Origin of the sequence: Bradyrhizobium daqingense (genome assembly GCF_021044685.1) — a bacterium.
GTDB lineage: Bacteria > Pseudomonadota > Alphaproteobacteria > Rhizobiales > Xanthobacteraceae > Bradyrhizobium > Bradyrhizobium daqingense.
Map to the genome: position 1 here is coordinate 4,974,465 of NZ_CP088014.1, position 19,990 is coordinate 4,994,454.

The 19,990-nt window shown below is 64.1% G+C and carries 19 protein-coding genes and 1 pseudogene; 13 read left to right on the forward strand and 7 right to left on the reverse strand.

Annotated elements, in window-relative coordinates; all coding sequences use genetic code 11:
- Nucleotides 1–67: 67 nt before the first annotated feature.
- From LPJ38_RS23475 to tyrS, 4 genes are all read right to left on the reverse strand, one after another.
- Nucleotides 68–1,762 (reverse strand): methyl-accepting chemotaxis protein, encoded by a 1,695-nt coding sequence (locus tag LPJ38_RS23475; protein ID WP_145631353.1) that lies wholly within the window; start codon nucleotides 1,760–1,762, stop codon nucleotides 68–70.
- A 376-nt stretch (nucleotides 1,763–2,138) separates the two neighbouring features.
- A complete protein-coding gene (locus LPJ38_RS23480; RefSeq protein WP_145631350.1) occupies nucleotides 2,139–2,582 on the reverse strand; it encodes a DoxX family protein in 444 nt (147 codons plus the stop codon).
- Nucleotides 2,583–2,802: 220 nt separating this feature from the next.
- On the reverse strand, nucleotides 2,803–4,059 hold the full coding sequence (locus LPJ38_RS23485; protein WP_145631347.1) for an MFS transporter: 1,257 nt from the start codon (nucleotides 4,057–4,059) through the stop codon (nucleotides 2,803–2,805).
- Between the two features lie 57 nt (nucleotides 4,060–4,116).
- On the reverse strand, nucleotides 4,117–5,370 hold the full coding sequence (tyrS, locus tag LPJ38_RS23490) for a tyrosine--tRNA ligase (protein ID WP_145631344.1): 1,254 nt from the start codon (nucleotides 5,368–5,370) through the stop codon (nucleotides 4,117–4,119).
- Nucleotides 5,371–5,535: 165 nt separating this feature from the next.
- Between tyrS and LPJ38_RS23495 the strand changes: the two genes are divergently transcribed.
- The 3 genes from LPJ38_RS23495 to LPJ38_RS23505 all read left to right on the forward strand — a co-directional run bounded on the left by LPJ38_RS23495 (nucleotide 5,536) and on the right by LPJ38_RS23505 (nucleotide 7,746).
- Nucleotides 5,536–6,639: an anhydro-N-acetylmuramic acid kinase gene (locus LPJ38_RS23495; protein WP_145631341.1), complete on the forward strand. Its 1,104-nt coding sequence runs from the start codon at nucleotides 5,536–5,538 to the stop codon at nucleotides 6,637–6,639.
- A 97-nt stretch (nucleotides 6,640–6,736) separates the two neighbouring features.
- Complete coding sequence (locus LPJ38_RS23500; RefSeq protein WP_145631338.1) at nucleotides 6,737–7,414, forward strand: glutathione S-transferase family protein; 678 nt, start codon at nucleotides 6,737–6,739, stop codon at nucleotides 7,412–7,414.
- An 8-nt stretch (nucleotides 7,415–7,422) separates the two neighbouring features.
- The gene (locus tag LPJ38_RS23505; protein ID WP_145631335.1) at nucleotides 7,423–7,746 is read left to right on the forward strand and encodes a DMT family transporter; all 324 of its coding nucleotides are present in this window, start codon (nucleotides 7,423–7,425) and stop codon (nucleotides 7,744–7,746) included.
- Nucleotides 7,747–7,755: 9 nt separating this feature from the next.
- On the opposite strand, the gene LPJ38_RS23510 is transcribed toward LPJ38_RS23505, so the two are convergent.
- Both LPJ38_RS23510 and LPJ38_RS23515 read right to left on the reverse strand, forming a co-directional pair.
- Nucleotides 7,756–8,403: an alpha/beta hydrolase gene (locus tag LPJ38_RS23510; protein WP_014495555.1), complete on the reverse strand. Its 648-nt coding sequence runs from the start codon at nucleotides 8,401–8,403 to the stop codon at nucleotides 7,756–7,758.
- Between the two features lie 333 nt (nucleotides 8,404–8,736).
- The gene (locus LPJ38_RS23515; protein WP_231088383.1) at nucleotides 8,737–9,597 is read right to left on the reverse strand and encodes a LytTR family DNA-binding domain-containing protein; all 861 of its coding nucleotides are present in this window, start codon (nucleotides 9,595–9,597) and stop codon (nucleotides 8,737–8,739) included.
- 176 nt (nucleotides 9,598–9,773) lie between these two features.
- Between LPJ38_RS23515 and LPJ38_RS23520 the strand changes: the two genes are divergently transcribed.
- The 10 genes and pseudogenes from LPJ38_RS23520 to LPJ38_RS23565 all read left to right on the forward strand — a co-directional run bounded on the left by LPJ38_RS23520 (nucleotide 9,774) and on the right by LPJ38_RS23565 (nucleotide 18,763).
- Nucleotides 9,774–10,967, forward strand: a complete 1,194-nt coding sequence (locus tag LPJ38_RS23520; RefSeq protein WP_145631327.1) for an acyltransferase family protein — start codon at nucleotides 9,774–9,776, stop codon at nucleotides 10,965–10,967.
- Between the two features lie 51 nt (nucleotides 10,968–11,018).
- Nucleotides 11,019–12,158: a cysteine desulfurase family protein gene (locus LPJ38_RS23525; protein WP_145631324.1), complete on the forward strand. Its 1,140-nt coding sequence runs from the start codon at nucleotides 11,019–11,021 to the stop codon at nucleotides 12,156–12,158.
- A gap of 113 nt (nucleotides 12,159–12,271) precedes the next feature.
- Nucleotides 12,272–13,768 (forward strand): Fe-S cluster assembly protein SufB, encoded by a 1,497-nt coding sequence (sufB, locus tag LPJ38_RS23530; protein WP_145631315.1) that lies wholly within the window; start codon nucleotides 12,272–12,274, stop codon nucleotides 13,766–13,768.
- Between the two features lie 4 nt (nucleotides 13,769–13,772).
- Nucleotides 13,773–14,057, forward strand: coding sequence for a hypothetical protein (locus LPJ38_RS23535; RefSeq protein ID WP_145631300.1), 285 nt, complete (start codon nucleotides 13,773–13,775; stop codon nucleotides 14,055–14,057).
- The gene (sufC, locus tag LPJ38_RS23540; protein ID WP_145631285.1) at nucleotides 14,057–14,809 is read left to right on the forward strand and encodes a Fe-S cluster assembly ATPase SufC; all 753 of its coding nucleotides are present in this window, start codon (nucleotides 14,057–14,059) and stop codon (nucleotides 14,807–14,809) included. Before LPJ38_RS23535 ends, sufC begins: the two co-directional genes overlap by 1 nt.
- Nucleotides 14,810–14,821: 12 nt before the next feature.
- A complete protein-coding gene (gene sufD, locus LPJ38_RS23545) occupies nucleotides 14,822–16,126 on the forward strand; it encodes a Fe-S cluster assembly protein SufD (RefSeq protein WP_145631271.1) in 1,305 nt (434 codons plus the stop codon).
- Nucleotides 16,123–17,370: a cysteine desulfurase gene (locus LPJ38_RS23550; protein WP_145631258.1), complete on the forward strand. Its 1,248-nt coding sequence runs from the start codon at nucleotides 16,123–16,125 to the stop codon at nucleotides 17,368–17,370. Before sufD ends, LPJ38_RS23550 begins: the two co-directional genes overlap by 4 nt.
- Nucleotides 17,367–17,738, forward strand: a complete 372-nt coding sequence (locus LPJ38_RS23555) for an SUF system Fe-S cluster assembly protein (RefSeq protein WP_008558582.1) — start codon at nucleotides 17,367–17,369, stop codon at nucleotides 17,736–17,738. Before LPJ38_RS23550 ends, LPJ38_RS23555 begins: the two co-directional genes overlap by 4 nt.
- 49 nt (nucleotides 17,739–17,787) lie before the next feature.
- Nucleotides 17,788–18,186: a HesB/IscA family protein gene (locus LPJ38_RS23560; RefSeq protein ID WP_145631246.1), complete on the forward strand. Its 399-nt coding sequence runs from the start codon at nucleotides 17,788–17,790 to the stop codon at nucleotides 18,184–18,186.
- Between the two features lie 138 nt (nucleotides 18,187–18,324).
- A pseudogene (locus LPJ38_RS23565) lies at nucleotides 18,325–18,763 on the forward strand (TfoX/Sxy family protein).
- Nucleotides 18,764–18,841: 78 nt separating this feature from the next.
- On the opposite strand, the gene LPJ38_RS23570 reads toward LPJ38_RS23565, so the two are convergent.
- The gene (locus LPJ38_RS23570; RefSeq protein WP_145631222.1) at nucleotides 18,842–19,909 is read right to left on the reverse strand and encodes a GGDEF domain-containing protein; all 1,068 of its coding nucleotides are present in this window, start codon (nucleotides 19,907–19,909) and stop codon (nucleotides 18,842–18,844) included.
- Nucleotides 19,910–19,990 lie beyond the last annotated feature (81 nt).

A 19,990-nucleotide genomic window follows, 5' to 3' on the forward strand; every position in this document is an offset into this window, starting at 1 on the left:
ACCACCAAGAACGTGGATGCCCGGGACAAGCCCGGGCATGACGATCCTTTGGAAGGACTAGCGCAGCCTACGCCGCGCGGACGCCGGCGAGGAACGTGCCGACCTCGCCGGAGAGCTGCTCGGCCTGCTTGGAGAGACTCGAGGCTGCGGCGAGCACCATGCCGGCGGCATTGCCGGTCTCGTTCGCAGCGGTGCCGACAGCGCCGATATTGGTCGTGACCTCCTTGGTCGCCTCCGCGGTCTGCGACACGCTGCGGGCGATCTCGGCGGTGGCGGCGCCTTGCTCCTCGATCGCGGCGCCGATCGAAGTGGCGATGCGGCTGACCTCCTCGATGGTGGCGGTGATGCCGCCGATCGCATCCACGGCCTCCTTGGTCGCGCCCTGGATCTGGGCGATCTTGTCGCCGATCTCGCGGGTGGCTTCTGCGGTCTGGCTCGCCAGCGACTTCACCTCGGAGGCGACGACGGCAAAGCCGCGACCGGCTTCCCCCGCGCGTGCGGCCTCGATGGTGGCGTTGAGCGCGAGCAGATTGGTCTGCGCCGCGATGCTGGAGATCAGCTCGGCGACATGCTCGATCTGCTGGGCGCCGTCGGACAGCGCCCGCACGATGGTGTCGGTGCGGCGGGCACTGTCCACCGCGCGTCCCGTGACTTCGGCGGACTGTGCGACCTGACGGCTGATCTCGGTGATGGAGGAGGACAGCTCTTCGGCGGCCGCGGCGACCGTCTGGACGCGCTGGCTGGCCTCGGTGGCAGCCGAGCCGACCACGGCAGCGCGGCGGTTGGTGCCCTCGGCGGTTGACGACATCGACTGGGCGGTGCTCTCGAGTTCGCCGGAGCCGGAGGCCATCTGGCCGACGAGCTGGCCGACGGAGGCGTCGAAGCGGTCCGCAAGCGCGATCAGGGCGTCGCGCTTCTCCTGCTCGGTGCGCGTCTTGGTGGCAGCCTGCTCGGCTTCCAGCGCGCGCGCCGTCTGTGCGGTTTGCCGGAGCACTTCCAGCGTCTCGGCCATGCGGCCGATCTCGTCGCCGCGGCCGGTCTCCTCGACTGGCTTGTCAATGGCGCCCTCGGCGATCGCCTGCATGCGGTTCTTCTGGCGGTCGAGCGCACCGAGCACATCGCGGGCGATCAGCCAGGACAACGCCGCCATCAGCAGCATAAGGCCGAAACCGATCGCAGCCAGCTCCAGCGTCAGCGCGCGCACGTCGGCATCGATATCGTCGACATAGAGGCCGTAGCTGATCGTCACGTTCCAGGGCGCGAATTTGCGTGCGAAGACGGTCTTGCGGACCGGTTCGGTCTGGCCGGGGCGGGGATAGAGATAGGAGGTCACGCCGCCCTGCGGAGTTTCAGCACCGGCCTTGATGATGGCGTCGGCGATCAGCACGCCGTTGGAATCCTTGGCGCCGGTGATCTTGCCTTCGAGCTGCTGATTGGCGCCGTTCACGACCAGGGAGCTGTCCTGATTGTAGACCACCGGATAGCCCTGGCTACCGTTGAAGTTCATGCGGCGGCCGCGCTGGTGGAACAGGCTCTTGGCTTCGGCCTGTGTGAGCTTGCCGGCGGTCACCTCGTCTTGGAGCGATTGAGCGTAATTGTAGAGCAGCTCCACCGCGGTCCGCATCTGCTGGACGCGATCTTCCATCATGCGGCTCTTGCTGAGCACGGCCGATACGCCGATGATGGCCGTAACCGTGAGCGCGGCGAGACAGACCATGCTGGCGAGCTTGGTGCGGATCTTGAAATGACTCAGCAGCTTCATCGCAGCCCCTTGCGAAATGGTTGTCGTTGCTCGCGTGGGTAGCATGAAGTTCTTACCATTCATGAACGGACGTGTGCGGCCCGCTGCCACGCGCGCAGCGTTCGCAGCCGCATGCGCAAATGTGCAGGCAGAGCGCGCCTTGCGCGCAGATGGCGCGCCAGGCCACGGAGAAGAATGATGCTGGATTTTGCTTGTGGCCGAGCCGGCGCGGCGATGAACCGATCGGGATGGCGATGAACCGATTCGTTCACCGCATCATCATGTTCGTGCTGCTCGTGGCTGCCCTCGTCCTGATCTGGAACGTGCTGGGCACCCGGTAGACGACACCGGCGAAAGCCGCCGGTGCCATCCTTTATTTGCGCGTCACATTCGCGCGTCAGCGCCGCGCGAATGCGCCGCCGGTCGATTCGCGTTCGTTGCCCAACGCCGCGTCGACGCTGATCGGGCCGGCGCCGGCCGCAGCCAGATAGAGGCAGGCGAAGCAGAACAGGATGGCCGAGGTGCCGCCGTTGAGCAGCGGCAGGAAGACCGGAGATTCGCCCCGGAACATGTGGCCGAGGAAATAGGCGAATGCCATCTCACCGGACAGGATGAAGGCTGAGAGGCGCGAGAACAGGCCGATCATCAACAGCCCGCCGAGCACCAGCTCGAGCGTGCCGGCCGCGCCGTACAGCGACATCAGTTCGACTTTTGCGAACATCGGAACGGCCGGAAACTTGAACAGCTTGGCGACGCCGTACTGGAACAGCAGCAGGCCGGTGATGAAGCGAAACAGGCTCAAGAGAACCGGCTGAAAGCGAGTGAGATAAGGAAAGTTCATTGGTTTGTGCCCTCCATCCAATGAGCGACTTGGATCGCATTCAGTTCTGTCCCGCAAGCCATCAGGGATCAACTGCGTTCTGACATTTTCGTCATGTAGGACAAAACACCGCACGTCCCATAGTTCAGCCGGTTGCGAAGCGGGTTTCGTGCATCCTTCATGCAGTGCCCATCCGTAATTTCCCGGTGATCCCAATGCGCTCAAGTTACTTCTGGGAGACCTACTCCCGCAAGGCGGGGACGATCAGGAAGGGAATCATTCCGAGGATCACGCTCGCAAGTGCGAAGAGAAGCAGGAAAGCATAGCCGTGGGTGAAGTCGTGGATGAGGCCGCCGCTCCATGAGCCGAAGGCCGACCCCAATCCGCTGCCGATCGAGATGGTGCCGAAGATGGTGCCGACGCGTTTGCCGCGGAAGATCTTCATCGCGGTGGCGCTGATCAGCGGGCCGCGCGAGCCCATCATGCTGCCGAAGCAAACGACGAAACCGGTGAGCAGGATGATGTTCGGGTAATACTGCAAGAGCCACAGCAGGACGATGCCGAGGATCGAGATCGCGTAGCTCAGCAGCACCGAGGGCCGGCGCCCGATCAGCCCGTCGAGTGCCGAGACCCCGAGCATGCCGAACACTAGCACCACGCCGGAGAAGCCCCAGGCGGTTGCGGCCTGGAGTGGCGGAAAACCGGCATCGATCAGATAGGCCACGATCTGCGCGGCGATCGCATACATGCCGACGGCGGTGAAAAAGAAGGTCGAGAACAGTGCCCAGAAAGCATGGTGGCGCATCGCGCTGACAAGCGTCCAGCCGTTATCGACAAAATCCGGATCGCTTTTCTTGGCGACGTGCGGCGAGCCGGCTGCGAACATGCGCCAGGGCAGGAGCAGCAGCGGCACGAGCAAGCCGAGCGCGGCGAGGCCGAACAGCTGATACGTCTCGCGCCAGCCGAGATGATCGATCAGGAGCTGCGAGGCCGGAAGCAGCGCCAGCACGCCGCCGCCCATCGCCGAATAGACCACCGCCATTGCGGTCGGCAGCCGCGGCCCGAACCAACGGCCGAGCAGGATCGAGTTCGGTACGTTGCCGATGAAGGCGACGCCGATGCCGACGCACAATCCGATCGAGAGCTGGAATTGCCAGAGCGCCTGCGCCCGGCTTGCGATCAGGAAGGCCGCGCCGAGCAGGAACAGCCCCAGCGCGTAGACGATGCGCGGACCGGAATGATCGAACAGGCGGCCGACCAGCGGTGCGGTCAGGCCGCTCATGAGCCAGGTGAGGGAATAGATCGACACGACGTCCGCGCGATCCCAGCCGAAGCTTTCGGAGATCGGCTTGAGGAAGACGGTGAAGCTCTCGCTGAGGCCGCGGCCAAGCACGGCCAGCGTGAAGCACAGGCAGAGGATCACGAGCGCGGTTCGCACCGCGTCATGCTTAATGCTTCCCTGTTCCTTGCTCGCTTCCCTGGGCGTGTTCTGATCCATTGCCCCGTCAGGGAGCGCGCATCGGCGCGCCCTGACAAGCATCAAAACCTCATACGCCTATGCAGGCTTGATCAGGACGTGCTTCTTCTTGCCGAAGGACAGCTTGATCACGCCTTCCGGCGTCAGGTTCGCCGCGGAGAGCGCCATCTTCTCGTCGGTGACGGACGCGTCGTTGACGCGCAGGCCACCGCCCTTGATCTGGCGCCGGGCTTCGCCATTGGAGGCAACCAGGCCCGCCCTAACGAAGGCGTTGAGCACGCCGAGGCCTGCGTCGAGCTCGCCACGCGGAATTTCCACCGTCGGCAGGCTTTCGGCGAGCGCGCCTTCCTCGAAGGTGCGCCGCGCGGTCTCCGCGGCTTCGTTCGCGGCATCGCGGCCGTGCAGCAGCGCGGTCGCCTCGGTCGCGAGCACCTTCTTGGCCTCGTTGATCTCGGAGCCGCCGAGGGCTTCGAGCTTCCTGATCTCAGCCATCGGCAGCGTCGTGAACAGCTTCAGGAACTTGCCGACGTCGGCATCCTCGGTGTTGCGCCAGTACTGCCAGAAATCATAGGGCGAGAACTGATCGGCATTGAGCCACACCGCGCCCTGTGCGGTCTTGCCCATCTTGGCGCCGGACGCGGTCGTCAGCAGCGGCGTCGTCAGCGCGAACAGCTGGTGCGTGCCCATGCGGCGGCCGAGATCCACGCCCATGACGATGTTGCCCCATTGGTCCGAGCCGCCCATCTGGAGACGGCAGCCGGTGCGCTTGGCGAGCTCGACGAAGTCGTAGGCCTGACAGACCATGTAATTGAACTCGATGAAGCTCATCTCCTGCTCGCGCTCCAGGCGCAGCCGCACGGAGTCCATGGTCAGCATGCGATTGACCGAGAAATGCCGGCCGACGTCGCGCAGCATCTCGATCCAGTTCAGCTTGGTCAGCCATTCCGCATTGTCGAGCATGACGGCGTCGCTCTTGCCATCGCCGTAGCGCAGCACCTTCGCGAACACGCCGCGGATCGAGTCCTTGTTGGCCTCGATCTCGGCGACGGTGCGCATCGCACGCGTCTCGTCCTTACCGGAGGGATCACCCACCATGGTGGTGCCGCCGCCCATCAGCGTGATCGGCTTGTTGCCGGACTGCTGGAGCCAGTACAGCATCATCATGGTCAGGTAATTGCCGATGTGCAGCGAGCGGGCGGTGCAATCGTAGCCGACATAGGCGGTCGCTTCGCCCTTGGCGGCGAGCGCGTCCAGCCCCTCGAAATCGGAGCACTGGTGGATGAAACCACGTTCCTGCAGGGTATTGAGGAAATCCGATTTAAATGCAGTCATCTGTCGGCGAGCCTGACAATTCTTGGTTTACTGTTTTGGGGGCAATTTAAGGGTCTTGCGTGGGAACCCGCTGGCCGCCCGCCACTTGGCGCTGTGGCATTATAAGATGTGTCCCTCTGGCACAAGATCGGCATGCCGGAGGGGGACTTTCGAGGACGCTGGTCCATGATGTTGACGGCACTCGGTTTGATGAGCGGCACCTCGCTGGACGGGGTGGATGTCGCGCTCATCGAAACCGACGGAAAGCAGGTGAAGGCGTTCGGACCGTCCGGCTACCGGCCCTATGGCCCGGCCGAGCGCAACCTGCTGCGCCAAGCCCTGAGCGAAGCCGTGCACCTGCCGCAACGCGACGTCCGACCGGGCGTTCTGGCCGAGGCCGAGCGCGCGGTGACGCAGGCCCATGCCGAGGCGGTCGCCGCTTTCGTCGCCCAGAACCGCATGAGGCCGGAGGACATCGACATCGTCGGCTTCCACGGCCAGACCGTGCTGCACCGCCCCGAGAAGCGGCTGACGGTGCAGATCGGCGATGGGCCGGCACTGGCCAAGGCGATCCACATCCCGGTCATGTATGATTTCCGCGCGGCCGACGTCGAAGCCGGCGGGCAGGGCGCGCCACTAGTGCCGGTCTATCATCGCGCGCTGGCCCAGTCGCTGGAGCGCGAAGGGCCCATCGCCGTGGTCAATATCGGCGGCGTCTCCAACATCACCTATATCGACGGCCTCGACACGCTGATCGCCTGCGATACCGGGCCCGGCAACGCGCTGCTCGACGATTTCATGTACCGCACCATGAACCAAGCGTTCGATGCGGAAGGAAAGTTCGCGGCGCTTGGCAAGGTGGACGAGGCCTGGATCGCGCGGGCGCTGGAGCTGCCGTTCTTTGCAAGCCCTCCGCCGAAGTCGCTCGACCGCAACGATTTTGCTGGCTTGAAGCTCGGCGACGTCCAGCCAGCCGACGGCGCCGCGACGCTCACCGCCTTCACCGCCGCTGCGATCGCCCGCATCATTCCGCTGTTGCCGCGGCGGCCGCGCAGCTGGATCGTCTGCGGCGGCGGCGCCCGCAACCTCACCATGCTGCGGATGCTGCGCGAGCGCGTGGGCTCCGCCACCGTCGAGGCTGCCGAGACGTTGGGCTGGGCTTCCGACGCCATCGAGGCGCAGGCTTTCGGCTTCCTCGCAGCGCGCGGCTTGAAGGGCTTGCCGCTGTCCTATCCGGCGACGACGGGGGTGCCGATGCCGATGACCGGCGGGATGATCGCGCGGCCGTGAGGATCACAGGCGGTTAATGCAGATGCATTGATCTTGACGAATGGATGCAAATGCATCTATTCAGATGCAATCGCATCAACCCGCCGGGATCGCCGCCATGACTGCCACCCTCAAACTGATCAGCCACAAGCTTTGCCCCTATGTGCAGCGCGCCGTGATCGCGCTGAAGGAGAAGGGCGTGCCGTTCGAGCGGATCGATATCGATCTCGCCGACAAGCCCGACTGGTTCTTGAAGCTGTCGCCGCTCGGCAAGGTACCGGTGCTGGTGGTGACGACCGACCGCGGCGAGGTCGCGTTGTTCGAGAGCAACGTCATCTGCGAATACATCGAGGAAACCCAAGTCGGCGCCAAGCTGCATCCGGCAGATGCGTTGAAGCGCGCCGAGCATCGCGCCTGGATGGAGTTTGGCTCGGCCATCCTCGGCGAACTCTGGGGTTTGGAGACCACGACGGATGCGGCAACGTTCGAGAGCAAGCGTCAGGCGGTCGCCGAGAAATTCGCGCGCGTGGAAGCAGCGCTTGGCGCAGGGCCTTATTTTGCCGGCGAAACCTTCAGCCTCGTCGACGCGGTGTTCGCGCCGGTCTTCCGCTACTTCGATCTGTTCGACGAGCTGACCGAGCTCGGGATCTTCAGCGATCTGCCAAAGGTGCGTGCGTGGCGCGCGGCTTTAGCGAAGCGTGCGAGCGTTCGTACCGCGGTCGGCGAGGACTATCCGCAATTGCTGCGTGCCTTCCTCGTCCGCCACGACGCGCATCTCTTGAAGCTCGCGGCCTGAGGCCGTCGATGTCGCAGTCCGTGGCTTGGCTCATGCTGGTGATCGCAGGCCTGCTCGATGTCGGCTGGGCCATCGCGATGAAATATGCGGAAGGTTACACGCGCGTCGGCTGGAGCATCGTTTCGCTGGTGTTGCTCGCCGCTTTCGTCTTCCTGCTGGGGCGCGCCTTGAAGGTGCTCGAGGTCGGCGTCGCCTATTCGGTATGGACCGGGATCGGCGCGGCCGGCACCTTCATCATGGGCGTGGTGCTGTTCGGCGAGAGCTTGAGCGCGATGAAGCTTGCCGGCATCGCGCTCGTCTTGATGGGGATCGTCGCGCTCAAGCTGGCTTGAGCGGCAGCCTCAACGCACGTTGGCGAGGCGCATGTCGAGATACGCCGTGATGGTCTCCATTAGCGGCTCGAGCTTGGCGTCGAAGAAGTGGTTTGCGCCGGGGATGACCTGCTGGTCGATCACGATGCCCTTCTGCGTCTTCAGCTTCTCGACCAGGGTGTTGACGTCCTTTGGCGGCACCACCGCGTCCTTCTCGCCGTGGACGATCAGGCCGGAGGACGGGCAGGGCGCGAGGAAGGAGAAGTCGTAGAGATTGGCCGGCGGCGCGATCGAGATGAAGCCCTCGACCTCGGGGCGGCGCATCAGGAGCTGCATGCCGATCCAGGCGCCGAAGGAGAACCCGGCGACCCAGCAGGCGCGCGCCTCGGGATTGATGGTCTGGGCCCAGTCGAGCGCGGCCGCCGCATCCGACAATTCGCCGGTGCCGTGGTCGAACGAGCCCTGGCTGCGGCCGACACCCCGGAAATTGAAGCGCAGCACGGAGAAGCCGCGATGCGCGAAGGCGTAGTAGCACTGGTACACGATCTGATGGTTCATCGTGCCATGGAACTGCGGATGCGGATGCAGGATCATCGCGATCGGCGCGTTCTTCTGCTTGGCCGGATGGTAGCGGCCTTCGAGACGGCCAGCAGGGCCGGTGAAAATGACTTCAGGCATCGATGATCTCTGATTGAGTCCCTTGAGGTGATCGCTGCACAATCGTCCGATTGTGGCTCTCCCAGCGTCGCCGCCGACAAGAGCACGGATGAAGGGTGGCGAGGCGCGCCCTCGGATGATGCGCGAGTGGCGCAGGTGAACTGACGCGCGCTTCTAACACGAGGCCAGGGTCGAAAAGCAAGCTTCTTCGACATCTCTCAATCAGCTCAAGAGCTTAGCCGGTCAATGCAGTGTCATCTCTGCCGTGCCTCTAAGACCAGGACTTGCCTGAATCGACCGGAGAACGGCGAGAGCCGGCCGCTGCGTCGGAAGATAGCGCTCAACCGATTGGAATCACGACGGTTTAGGCATGGCTGGTTGATCGACCGTAGCGATTCCCGCTGGGGAATTTCGGCTTCCGAGCGAGGCGACCGTCGGCCGGTAACGCCGGCTGCCGCCGAGCGCCTGGCCGTTATCGAAGGCGAGCTCGAAATCTCCTGATGGCTTGAGGTCGACGCCGCGCACCCGATTGAGATTGGCAAGCTTGGTCCGGTGGACGCGAACGATGGAAAAGCGCGCCAGCTCGCTTTCCGCCGCCGCCAGCGTGCCTCGGATCAGATGCCGGGTGCCGTCGGCGAGGCTGTATTCGATGTAGTTGCCGGCGGACGCGACCCAAAGGATCTCGCGCGGGACCACGCGAATGCGGCTCGTGCCGTCGCGCAGCCAGATCAGATCGAGTGACGACGGCTGGGGCGGGGTCGGCGGCGCCGACCGAGCGGCTGCGGCGCGCTTCAGCTCACGCCGGCTTTCGAGCAGCCAGATCGTGGCGGCGATCAGGACAACGGCCACGGCGTCTTTCCGGAATTCGTACAGCACGGTCGCGAGCGAGAAACGGAAGTCGTAGGCGCCGCCGGCGAGCCAGAGCACGAGCTTGCGCACCCAGACCATGCCGGTGATGTGAAGGGTGGAGAAGCCGAGCAGGGCGATCGCCGCGATTGCCGCCTGCAAGGCGAGGCCGGGTGTCCGGCGCATGCGGCGGACGGCCAAGACCAGGATCGGCAGCAACAGCAGGATGACGGCGATGCTCGACATCTCCCAAAACAGCCGCCGCCCGATGTCGTAGCTGCCGCCGCGCCAGGCCGCGTCCTGAGCGCCGGAAAACGCATTGACGATTCCGATCGCGAGCGCGACGGCCGCAATCGCAGCGAACATCATCCAGTCGCTGCCGCCGATCCCAACAGATCCACGACTCGTCCCAGCGGACGGCGGCTCGTCCCCTCGCGTCCCAGTCTGATCCCAAACCGGCTCGACGCGCGCCGCAGGCGGAGCATTTTCGGTGTCAGCCATGGCCCCGAAACCGCGTTCGTCGTCCCGTCAAGGAGCAGAAAACCATGACAACACCACAGCAATTCCAGAGCTCGGACAGGCGTATCGACCTCGACTGGGTGCGGATTTTAGCCTTCGGGTTGCTGATCTTCTACCACGTCGGCATGCTCTACGTGTCCTGGGGATTTCACATCAAGAGCGAGCATCGGCTGACCTGGCTGGAACCTGTGATGCTGTTCCTCAACCCCTGGCGCCTTTCGCTGCTGTTCCTGGTGTCGGGGGTTGCCACGCGCTTCATGCTCGGCAAGTCCAGCCTGGCCTCGCTCGCCGGGGCCCGGTCCGCACGGCTCTTGATCCCGCTGATCTTCGGCATGCTCGTGATCGTGCCGCCGCAGTCCTATCTCCAGATCGTCGAAAGCCTCGGCTATCCCGCCGGCTTCTTCGATTTCTACGTAAAGCACTACTTCGCCTTCGGCGCGCAGTTCTGCCCGAACCCGTGCATCGTGCTGCCGACCTGGAACCATCTCTGGTTCGTGGTCTATCTGTGGGTCTACACGATGGCTTTGATCGGCCTGCTCGCGCTTTGGCCGGCCGGGGCCGACTGGTTCGGACGGAAGCTGGCTGGAATGCTCGCCGGGCCATGGCTTCTGATCGTGCCGTGTCTGCTGTTTGCGGCCTGGCGCCTGGTGCTGTTTCCGGCTTTTCCGTCGACGCACGCGCTGTTCGGCGACTGGTACAACCACGCGGACCACGCGACGGCTTTCCTCATCGGTTTCCTGCTGGCCAGGCAGCACGGGATCTGGCGCGAACTCAAGCGCCGGCGCTGGGTGGCCCTGCTGGCCGCAGCCGCCTGCTTCTCTGCCTTCATCCTGGTTCGCGCCGGCCTTTTCGCGCCGTCGCCCGCGCTGAAGTGGGCCGCGGCCTCGGCCTATGGTTGCTATCAATGGCTCGCGATCGCCGCCGTGCTGGGCTTTGCGCTACTCCATCTCACCGCCGACAGCCCCGCGCGGCGCTACCTGACCGACGCGATCTTCCCGTATTACATCGTGCATCAGACCGCGATCATCGTGATCGCGCATCAATTGCGCGACAGCGGCCTGCCGGCTGGAATCGAGGCGTGCATTGTCATCTTGGGGACCGCACTCACATGTGTGGCGACCTACGAAGCGGTTCGACGGATTTCTTGGCTGCGGCCTATGTTCGGATTGCGGACGGTGCCGCGAAGGCTTGCGAGGACGGAGCAGCATCAGCCGGCCTGACGAGCGCCCGCCGCCCGATTGGCCGGACGATAAAAGGTGCTAAGAGGGCGCATGCCGAGCCGCGTCTATCTCGACTGGAATGCGACCACGCCGCTGCGCGCTGAAGCGCGGGCGGCGATGGTTGCGGCGTTCGATCTGGTCGGTAATCCGTCCTCGGTCCATGCCGAGGGGCGCCAGGCGCGGAGGCTGGTCGAGGATGCCCGGACCGCGCTGGCCACGGCGGTTGGCGCGCTGCCGCGGAACGTCGTCTTCACTTCCGCCGGAACCGAAGCCAATGCGCTGGCGCTGGCGCCTGGGCTGCGCCGTCCGTCCGGAGGGCCGGTCGAGCGACTCCTGGTCTCCGCGGTCGAGCATGCCTCGGTGCTGGCGGGTGGACGGTTCCCCGCAGACAGGATCACGCTGATTCCCGTCACGCCTTCCGGTGTGGTCGATCTTGAACGTCTGAGGGCTGAACTCCACGGCGGCCCACCGGCGCTGGTGTCGATCATGGCGGCCAATAACGAGACGGGGGCGCTCCAGCCGGTCGGGGAGGCCGCGCGGATCGTTCATGAGGCCGGTGGCCTCCTGCATGTCGATGCGATCCAGGCACTCGGAAAAATTCCGTTCAGCATCAATGCTATAGGCGCAGACCTTACGACCTTTTCTGCGCACAAGATCGGCGGTCCCAAGGGCGTTGGTGCGCTGGCGGTAGCGGAAGGAGTCGCCGGCTTGGAACCCGTTCTGCGAGGCGGCGGGCAGGAGCTCAACCGGCGGGCGGGGACCGAAAATGTTGCAGGAATCGCCGGCTTTGGCGCGGCGGTCAAAGTGGCGCTTCAGACTCTTCCGGAAGATATGAAGCGGATGGCAACCCTCAGAGATCACTTGGAAAATGGCCTTCGTGCCGTGGCGGGAGCAACGATCTTTGCAGAGGACGTGGAGCGGTTGCCTAATACCGTCCTTTTCACCGCGCCGGGTCTGAAGGCCGAGACGGCGGTGATCGGCTTCGACCTTGCTGGGGTCGCCGTATCGTCAGGTTCGGCCTGTTCCTCGGGAAAAGTCCAGCCGTCCCACGTGCTCTCGGCGATGGGCTACGACCCCGCCGTGGCCCAGGGAGCGGTGCGTCTCAGTCTGGGCTGGTCCACGGGACCAGATGACATCAATACGGCGTTAGAGGCTTGGCGAAAGCTCGGTAATAGCCTACTTAAGCACTAAGCGATGAAACAGGGCTTGAACGGTTCTAAGCCCGTGCTTTCCGCGCAAAAACATCGTAATACTCGTCCGAGTTTGATCCACCGCGGTCCTTGAAACCGCGAGCGGAGGATGGAATGCCAGCCGTACAAGAGACGGTCGAGCGCGTGAAGCGCATCGACGTCGACCAGTATCGTTATGGGTTTGAGACCCTGATCGACACCGAGAAGGCTCCCAAGGGGCTGTCGGAAGAGATCGTAAAGTTCATCTCGCAGAAAAAGAACGAACCCGCCTGGATGCTCCAGTGGCGGCTCGAGGCCTATCGGCGCTGGCTGACCATGACCGAGCCGACCTGGGCGCGCGTCGACTATCCCAAGATCGACTTCCAGGACCTCTATTATTACGCGGCGCCGAAGCCGAAGAAGACGGTCTCCTCGCTCGACGAGATCGATCCGGAGATCCTCAAGACCTACGAGAAGCTCGGCATCCCCCTGCGCGAAGTCGCCATGCTCGAAGGCGTCGAGCCCAAGGTGGGCGAGGAAGATCCGGCCCGCCGCAAGATCGCGGTCGATGCGGTCTTCGATTCGGTCTCGGTTGCGACCACCTTCAAGGCCGAGCTGAAGAAGGCCGGCGTGATCTTCATGCCGATCTCGGAGGCGATCCGCGAGCATCCCGAGCTGGTGCAGAAATATCTCGGCTCGGTGGTCCCGACCTCGGACAATTTCTATGCGACGCTGAACTCGGCGGTGTTCTCCGACGGCTCGTTCGTCTACGTGCCGCCGTGCGTGCGCTGCCCGATGGAGCTGTCGACCTATTTCCGCATCAACGAGCGCAACACCGGCCAGTTCGAGCGCACGCTGATCATCGCCGACAAGGGCTCGTACGTCTCCTATCTCGAAGGCTGCACCGCGCCGCAGCGCGACGAGAACCAGCTGCATGCGGCCGTGGTCGAGCTCGTCGCGCTCGATGATGCCGAGATCAAATATTCGACGGTGCAGAACTGGTATCCCGGCAATTCGGAAGGAAAGGGCGGCATCTACAATTTCGTCACCAAGCGTGGCGATTGCCGCGGCGCCAACTCCAAGATCTCCTGGACCCAGGTCGAGACGGGATCGGCGATCACCTGGAAATATCCGAGCTGCATCCTGCGCGGCGACAACTCCCGCGGCGAGTTCTACTCGATCGCGATCTCGAACGGTTTCCAGCAGGTCGACTCGGGCACCAAGATGATCCACCTCGGCAAGAACACGTCGAGCCGGATCATCTCGAAGGGCATCGCGGCCGGCAAGTCGCAGAACACGTATCGTGGTCTGGTCACCGCGCACCGGAAAGCGACGGGCGCACGCAACTTCACCGCCTGCGACTCGCTACTGATCGGCGACAAATGCGGCGCGCACACCGTGCCGTACATCGAGGCCAAGAACTCGTCGGCGACCTTCGAGCACGAGGCGACGACCTCGAAGATCTCCGAGGACGTGCTGTTCTACTGCATCCAGCGTGGCCTCAGCCAGGAAGAGGCCGTCGGCCTCGTCGTCAACGGCTTCGTTAAGGACGTGCTGCAGCAACTGCCGATGGAGTTCGCGGTGGAAGCGCAGAAGCTGATCTCGATCTCGCTGGAGGGCAGCGTAGGCTAGCTCGATGTTCGAAAATGTCCCGAGGCGCGTGCTGGTTGGACTGTTCATCTTGGTTCTACTGCCGTGTGGCGCTGGAACCGGATGGGGACTGGCCGTACTGCTCGAGCACATATCGGGACTTTCGATTGGATATATCAGCGCGGTCGTGGGGGGCGTCGTCGGTACTCTCGGGGCAGCTCTGTGGGGGATCGGCCAAGCGAGCGAACTGCTCGGCCTTGGCCTGATCTTCTCCGAAATAAGGATCCCGCCGCGGCCGTCTTGGCTGCCGCCCGATCAAAAGGAAGAATGATGACTGCTTTGCTTGAAGTGAAAGACCTCAAGGTTCGTGTCGAGGAGCGTGAAATCCTCCACGGGCTGACCTTGACCGTGAACGAAGGCGAGGTGCACGCGATCATGGGGCCGAATGGCTCCGGCAAGTCGACGCTCTCGCACGTCATCGCCGGCAAGCCCGGCTATGAGGTCACCGACGGCCAGATCCTGTTCAAGGGCGAGGACCTGCTGGAGATGAGCCCGGACGAGCGCGCCGCCAAAGGCGTGTTCCTGGCGTTCCAATATCCGGTCGAGATTCCCGGCGTCGCCACCATGAACTTCCTGCGCACCGCGCTGAACGCGCAGCGCAAGGCGCGCGGCGAGGATGAATATTCGACGCCGGACTTCCTCAGGAAGGTCCGCGAGGTCTCGAAGTCGCTGAACATCCCGCAGGACATGCTCAAGCGCGGCGTCAATGTCGGCTTTTCCGGCGGCGAGAAGAAGCGCAACGAGGTGCTGCAGATGGCGCTGTTCGAGCCCAGCCTGTGCATCCTAGACGAGATGGATTCCGGCCTCGACATCGACGCGCTGCGTATCGCGGCCGACGGCGTCAACGCGCTGCGCTCGCCGGGCCGCGCGATGGTCGTCATCACCCATTATCAGCGGCTGCTGAACTATATCGTGCCCGACGTCGTGCATGTGATGTCGAGGGGCCGCGTCGTGAAGAGCGGCGGCAAGGAATTGGCGCTGGAGCTGGAAGCGTCCGGCTACGCGCAATTCGAGGCCGCGTAAGGATTGGTTGCAATGAACGTTGCTGTGGCAAAGACCGGGAACGGCCGCGCGGTGAGCGATCGCTTCGCCAGTGCCGAAGGCCGGCTGCCGGGTTCGCCCGAAGTGATCGCGACTCGTCGCGAGGCATTCGAGACGTATGAGCGTCTCGGCCTGCCGCACCGCCGGATCGAGGAATGGAAATACACCGATTTGCGCGCGCTGGTCGGCGAGGTGCTGCCGCTGGCAGCCGCGCCCGATGCGGCGGCGCTGAAGCGCGCCGCGGAGGCGGTGAAGGCGCATGGGATTGCGGGCGCCCGCAAGCTGGTGCTGGTCGACGGCGTGTTCGCGGCCGACCTGTCCGACGTGAAGGCGCTGGCCGCCGAGGCAGGCTTCAAGAGCCTGCGTGAAACGCTGCAGAAGGACGCAGGCCTGCTGAAGACCATGGCAACCGATGCCGTGATTGCGCTGAATGCTGCGATGGCAACCGACGGCGTCGTGCTGTCGATCGCTGATGGTGTGCAGCTGTCCGCGCCGATCCAGATCATCCACATCGCGACCGCCGCCTCGGCATCGGCTTTCACCCGTTCGCAGGTCGCGGTCGGGAAGGGCGCTCGCGCCACCATCGTCGAGAGCTTCGTTGCTGCCGGCGCTGCGGCCTACCAGGTCAACGACGCCGTGCTCATGACGGTCGGCGACAACGCCGATGTTGCGCATATCCGCTTGATGGACGATGCGCCCGACGCAGTGAACATCTCGTCGCACTTCGTCACCGTCGGCGCCAGCGTGAAGCTCAATTTCTTCAACATGACGACCGGTGCCGCGGTCAGCCGCCTGCAGGGCTTCATCACGCTCGCGGGCGAGGGCAGCGAGCTCTCGGCCAACGGCGTCAACCTGCTGCAGAAGACCGAGCATGGCGACACCACGCTGGTGGTCGACCACGCCGTGCCGAACTGCGTCAGCCGCGAGACGTTCCGCGCCGTGATCGACGACCGCGCCCATTCGGTGTTCCAAGGCCGCATCATCGTCCGTCCCGACGCGCAGAAGACCGATGGCAAGATGATGACCCGGGCGCTGCTGCTCTCGGACGAAGCCGAGGCCGACAACAAGCCGGAGCTGGAGATATTCGCCGACGACGTCTCCTGCGGCCACGGCGCCACCGCCGGCGCGCTGGACGATAGCCTCTTGTTCTATCTGAAGGCGCGCGGCCTGCCGGAGAAACAAGCCCAGGCGCTGCTGATCCAGGCCTTCGTCGGCGAGGCGATCGAGCAGATCGCCGATGACGGCTTGCGCGAGCACGTGATCGGCATCGCCGAGCGCTGGCTGGAGCGGCGCCAATGAGCACACATCCTGCAGTCAAGAACGGCGCCTATGACGTCGCGCGCGTGCGCCAGGATTTTCCCGCGCTGGCGATGCAGGTCTACGGCAAGAACCTGGTCTATCTCGACAACGCTGCATCGGCACAGAAGCCGAGCGCCGTGCTCGACCGCATGACGCAGGCGTACACTAGCGAATACGCCAACGTGCATCGCGGCCTGCATTACCTCGCCAATGCCGCGACCGAAGCCTATGAGGGCGGCCGCACCAAGGTGGCGCAGTTCATCAATGCGGCCCGCACCGAAGAAGTGATCTTCACCCGCAACGCGACGGAGGCCATCAATCTGGTCGCGTCTTCGTGGGGTGGGCCGAACGTCAAAGAGGGCGACGAGATCGTCATCTCGATCATGGAGCACCACTCCAACATCGTCCCCTGGCATTTCCTCAGGGAGCGTCAGGGAGCGGTGATCAAATGGGCGCCGGTCGATGACGAGGGCAATTTCCTCATCGACGAGTTCGAGAAGCTGCTGACCGCCAAGACCAAGCTGGTCGCGATCACGCAGATGTCGAACGCGCTCGGCACCATCGTGCCGATCAAGGAGGTCGTCAAAATCGCCCATGCCCGCGGCATTCCGGTGCTGGTCGACGGCAGCCAGGGCGCGGTGCATCTGCCCGTCGACGTCCAGGACCTGGGCTGCGATTTCTACGTCTTCACCGGCCACAAGGTGTACGGGCCGACCGGCATCGGCGTGCTCTGGGCCAAATACGACCACCTCGTCGCGATGCGCCCTTTCAACGGCGGCGGCGAGATGATCCGCGAGGTCTCGCGCGATTTCATCAGTTACGGCGATCCTCCGCACAAGTTCGAGGCAGGCACGCCCGCGATCGTCGAGGCGGTCGGGCTGGGCGCTGCCATCGATTACGTCAATTCGATCGGCAAGGAGCGCATCGCCGCCTACGAGCACGACCTCACCACCTATGCGCAGGATCGGCTCCGCGAGATCAACTCGCTGCGGCTGATCGGCACGGCGCGGGGCAAGGGGCCGGTGATCTCCTTCGAGCTCAAGGGCGCGCACGCCCATGACGTCGCCACCGTGATCGACCGCCAGGGCATCGCGGTGCGCGCGGGCACCCATTGCGTGATGCCGCTTTTAGAGCGGTTCAACGTGACCGCGACGTGCCGGGCCTCGTTCGGTATGTATAATACGCGGGAAGAAGTCGATCATCTGGCACAGGCGCTTCTGAAGGCGCGGGATTTGTTCGCATGAGTGACACGGCCGAAATCAAAGCCAATCCGATGGAGACTCAATCGGCGCTGCCGCCGGAGGAGACCGAGCGTCTGACCACCGAAATCATCGCCGGCCTCAAGACCGTGTTCGACCCGGAAATTCCGGCTGACATCTACGAGCTCGGCCTGATCTACAAGGTAGAGATCAAGGACGACCGCTCCGTCGACGTCCAGATGACGCTGACGACGCCGAACTGCCCGGCCGCCGGCGAGCTGCCGACCATGGTCGAGAACGCGGTTGCCAGCGTTCCCGGTGTCGGCGTGGTCGACGTCAAGGTCGTCTGGGAGCCGCCGTGGTCGCCCGAGCGTATGAGCGACGAGGCCCGCCTCGTGCTCAACATGTGGTGACGCGTATCCCCGGCATTGAATTCGCCTCGCAACGGACCAGATAGATAAGATGACCCAGGCGACACCAGCATCCACCCCGAAGCCGCGGCGGCCCCGCCCGCAGGTGATGCGGCTGACGGATGCTGCTGCTCAGCGCATCACCGAGCTGACCCAGCGCGCCGATTCCGAGATCGTGGGCCTGCGCGTCGGTGTGAAGAACGGCGGCTGCGCCGGCCAGTCCTACACGGTCGAATACGCCCATGATGTCCGCCCGACCGACGAGGTCGTCGAGGACAAGGGCGTCAAGATCCTGGTCGATCCCAAGGCCGTGCTGTTCCTGCTCGGCACCGAGATGGACTACAAGGCCGACAAGATGCAGGCCCAGTTCGTCTTCAACAACCCCAACCAGATCTCCGCCTGCGGCTGCGGCGAGTCGGTCGAGCTGCGGCCGGCGAAGGACGAGGTGTAGTTCTCTCTCCGTCATCGCGAGGAGCCCTTGCGACGAAGCAATCCCGACCGCCTCTGCCGAGGCAGCCTGGATTGCTTCGCTTCGCTCGCAATGACGCCGGTGCTATGAAAGCTGGCCTTCTCGCCAGGGACGCTCTTCATGGACCGCGAATTCCTGATCGACCTGTTCGCCGATTTTGGCCCCGTTACCATCCGTAAGATGTTCTCCGGCTACGGCATCTCCGCCGACGGCGTCAATTTCGCGCTGTCCTTGCGCGCCGGCCTGTTCTTCCGCGCCGACGAGGCGACCATTCCGGATTTTGAAGCGGAAGGCTCCAAGCCGTTCCAGTACTCGACCCGCGCCAAAACCGTCACGGTGAACTCCTACTGGCAACTGCCCGCGCGACTGTTCGACGATTCCGAGGAGTTGGCACGATGGGCCAGAGCCGCGCTCGCCGCCGCGCAGCGCGCCAAGGTGAAGAAGGGGCCGAAGGCGAAGAAGCCGGTGAAGAAGACGTTGGCGAAAAAGGTCGTGACCAAGAAAGTAACCAAGAGACGGGTGCGGTAGGGTGGGCAAAGCGAAGCGTGCCCACCAATAGGCATAGTTCAGTCGCAGAGAGTGCTGGTGGGCACGGCGCTGCGCGCCTTTGCCCACCCTACAGCAGTTCGTGAAAACCTTACGCCACCCGATTATGTGTCTCGACCGCGAATTCCGGATCGACTTCGCAGATCACACGGTTGCGGCCGTTGCGCTTGGCGGCGTAGAGGCAGGCGTCTGCACGCTCGATCAGCGCGTCGGGGTCGTCGCCCGGCTTGAGCATGGAGACGCCGACAGAGATGGTGACCCGGCCGAGGATTTCGCCGGTGGATTTCTTCTTCAACTCCTTCGCCATCACGGCGCGGCGGATGTGATCGGCGACCGTGAGCGCCTGGCGCAGCGCGGTGTTGGGCAGCACGACGGCGAACTCCTCGCCGCCATAGCGCGCGGTGATGTCCTGGCCCTTGATGGTCTGCTTCAGGGAGAGGCCGACGAGCCGCAGCACCTGGTCGCCGGTGAGGTGGCCGTAGGAATCGTTGAACGACTTGAAATGATCGATGTCGAACAGCAGCAGCGACAGCGGCTCGCCGGAGGCGAGCGCGTTCTGCACGGCCATGCCGATCATGCGGTCGAAATATTTGCGGTTGCCGAGGCCGGTGAGGGGATCGGTCAGGCTCTCGGCGCGGATCGCCTCCAGGCTCTGCTGCAGATTGCTGATCTCGTTCTTGGACAGCGTGAGGCGGTCTTCCAAGGCCTTGTTGGCCTCGCGCATCTCGCTGGTCGAACGCAACAGCGTTTCCACGATCGCCTTGACCTGGTCGCGGCTCTTGGCCGACGACAGCTTCGCGGTCGCGCCCGACAGGCTGGCGTCGTAGGAGCCGCTGATCCCGAGCGCATCGCCGAGAACCTTCATCACGTCGTCGATCTCGCCGATGACGCGCGCGCCGACCTTGTCGATGCGGTCGGTGGTCTTGATATGGGAGAGATAGGTCTCGTAGATCTGCTCGAGATCGGCCTCGGTCAGCCTGCCGTTGCGCGCCAGCGTCTCGTTGATGATCTTGTTGAGCGGGGCATTGTAGCCCGTCGCGTAGACGTACCAGATCTCGTAATTGCGGGGAATTGCCGTTTGCCGAAGCGATCGGATTTGTCCGAGCGCTACCTCGGCGAACGCCATCGTGCGTTCGTGCTCGTCGAGAACCTTGACCACGGAACATACCCCACAGCGGTCGGCGCGCCCTCGACCGCAGCAATGCTTAAATTATGTTCGTAGGCTAACGGACGATCGTGA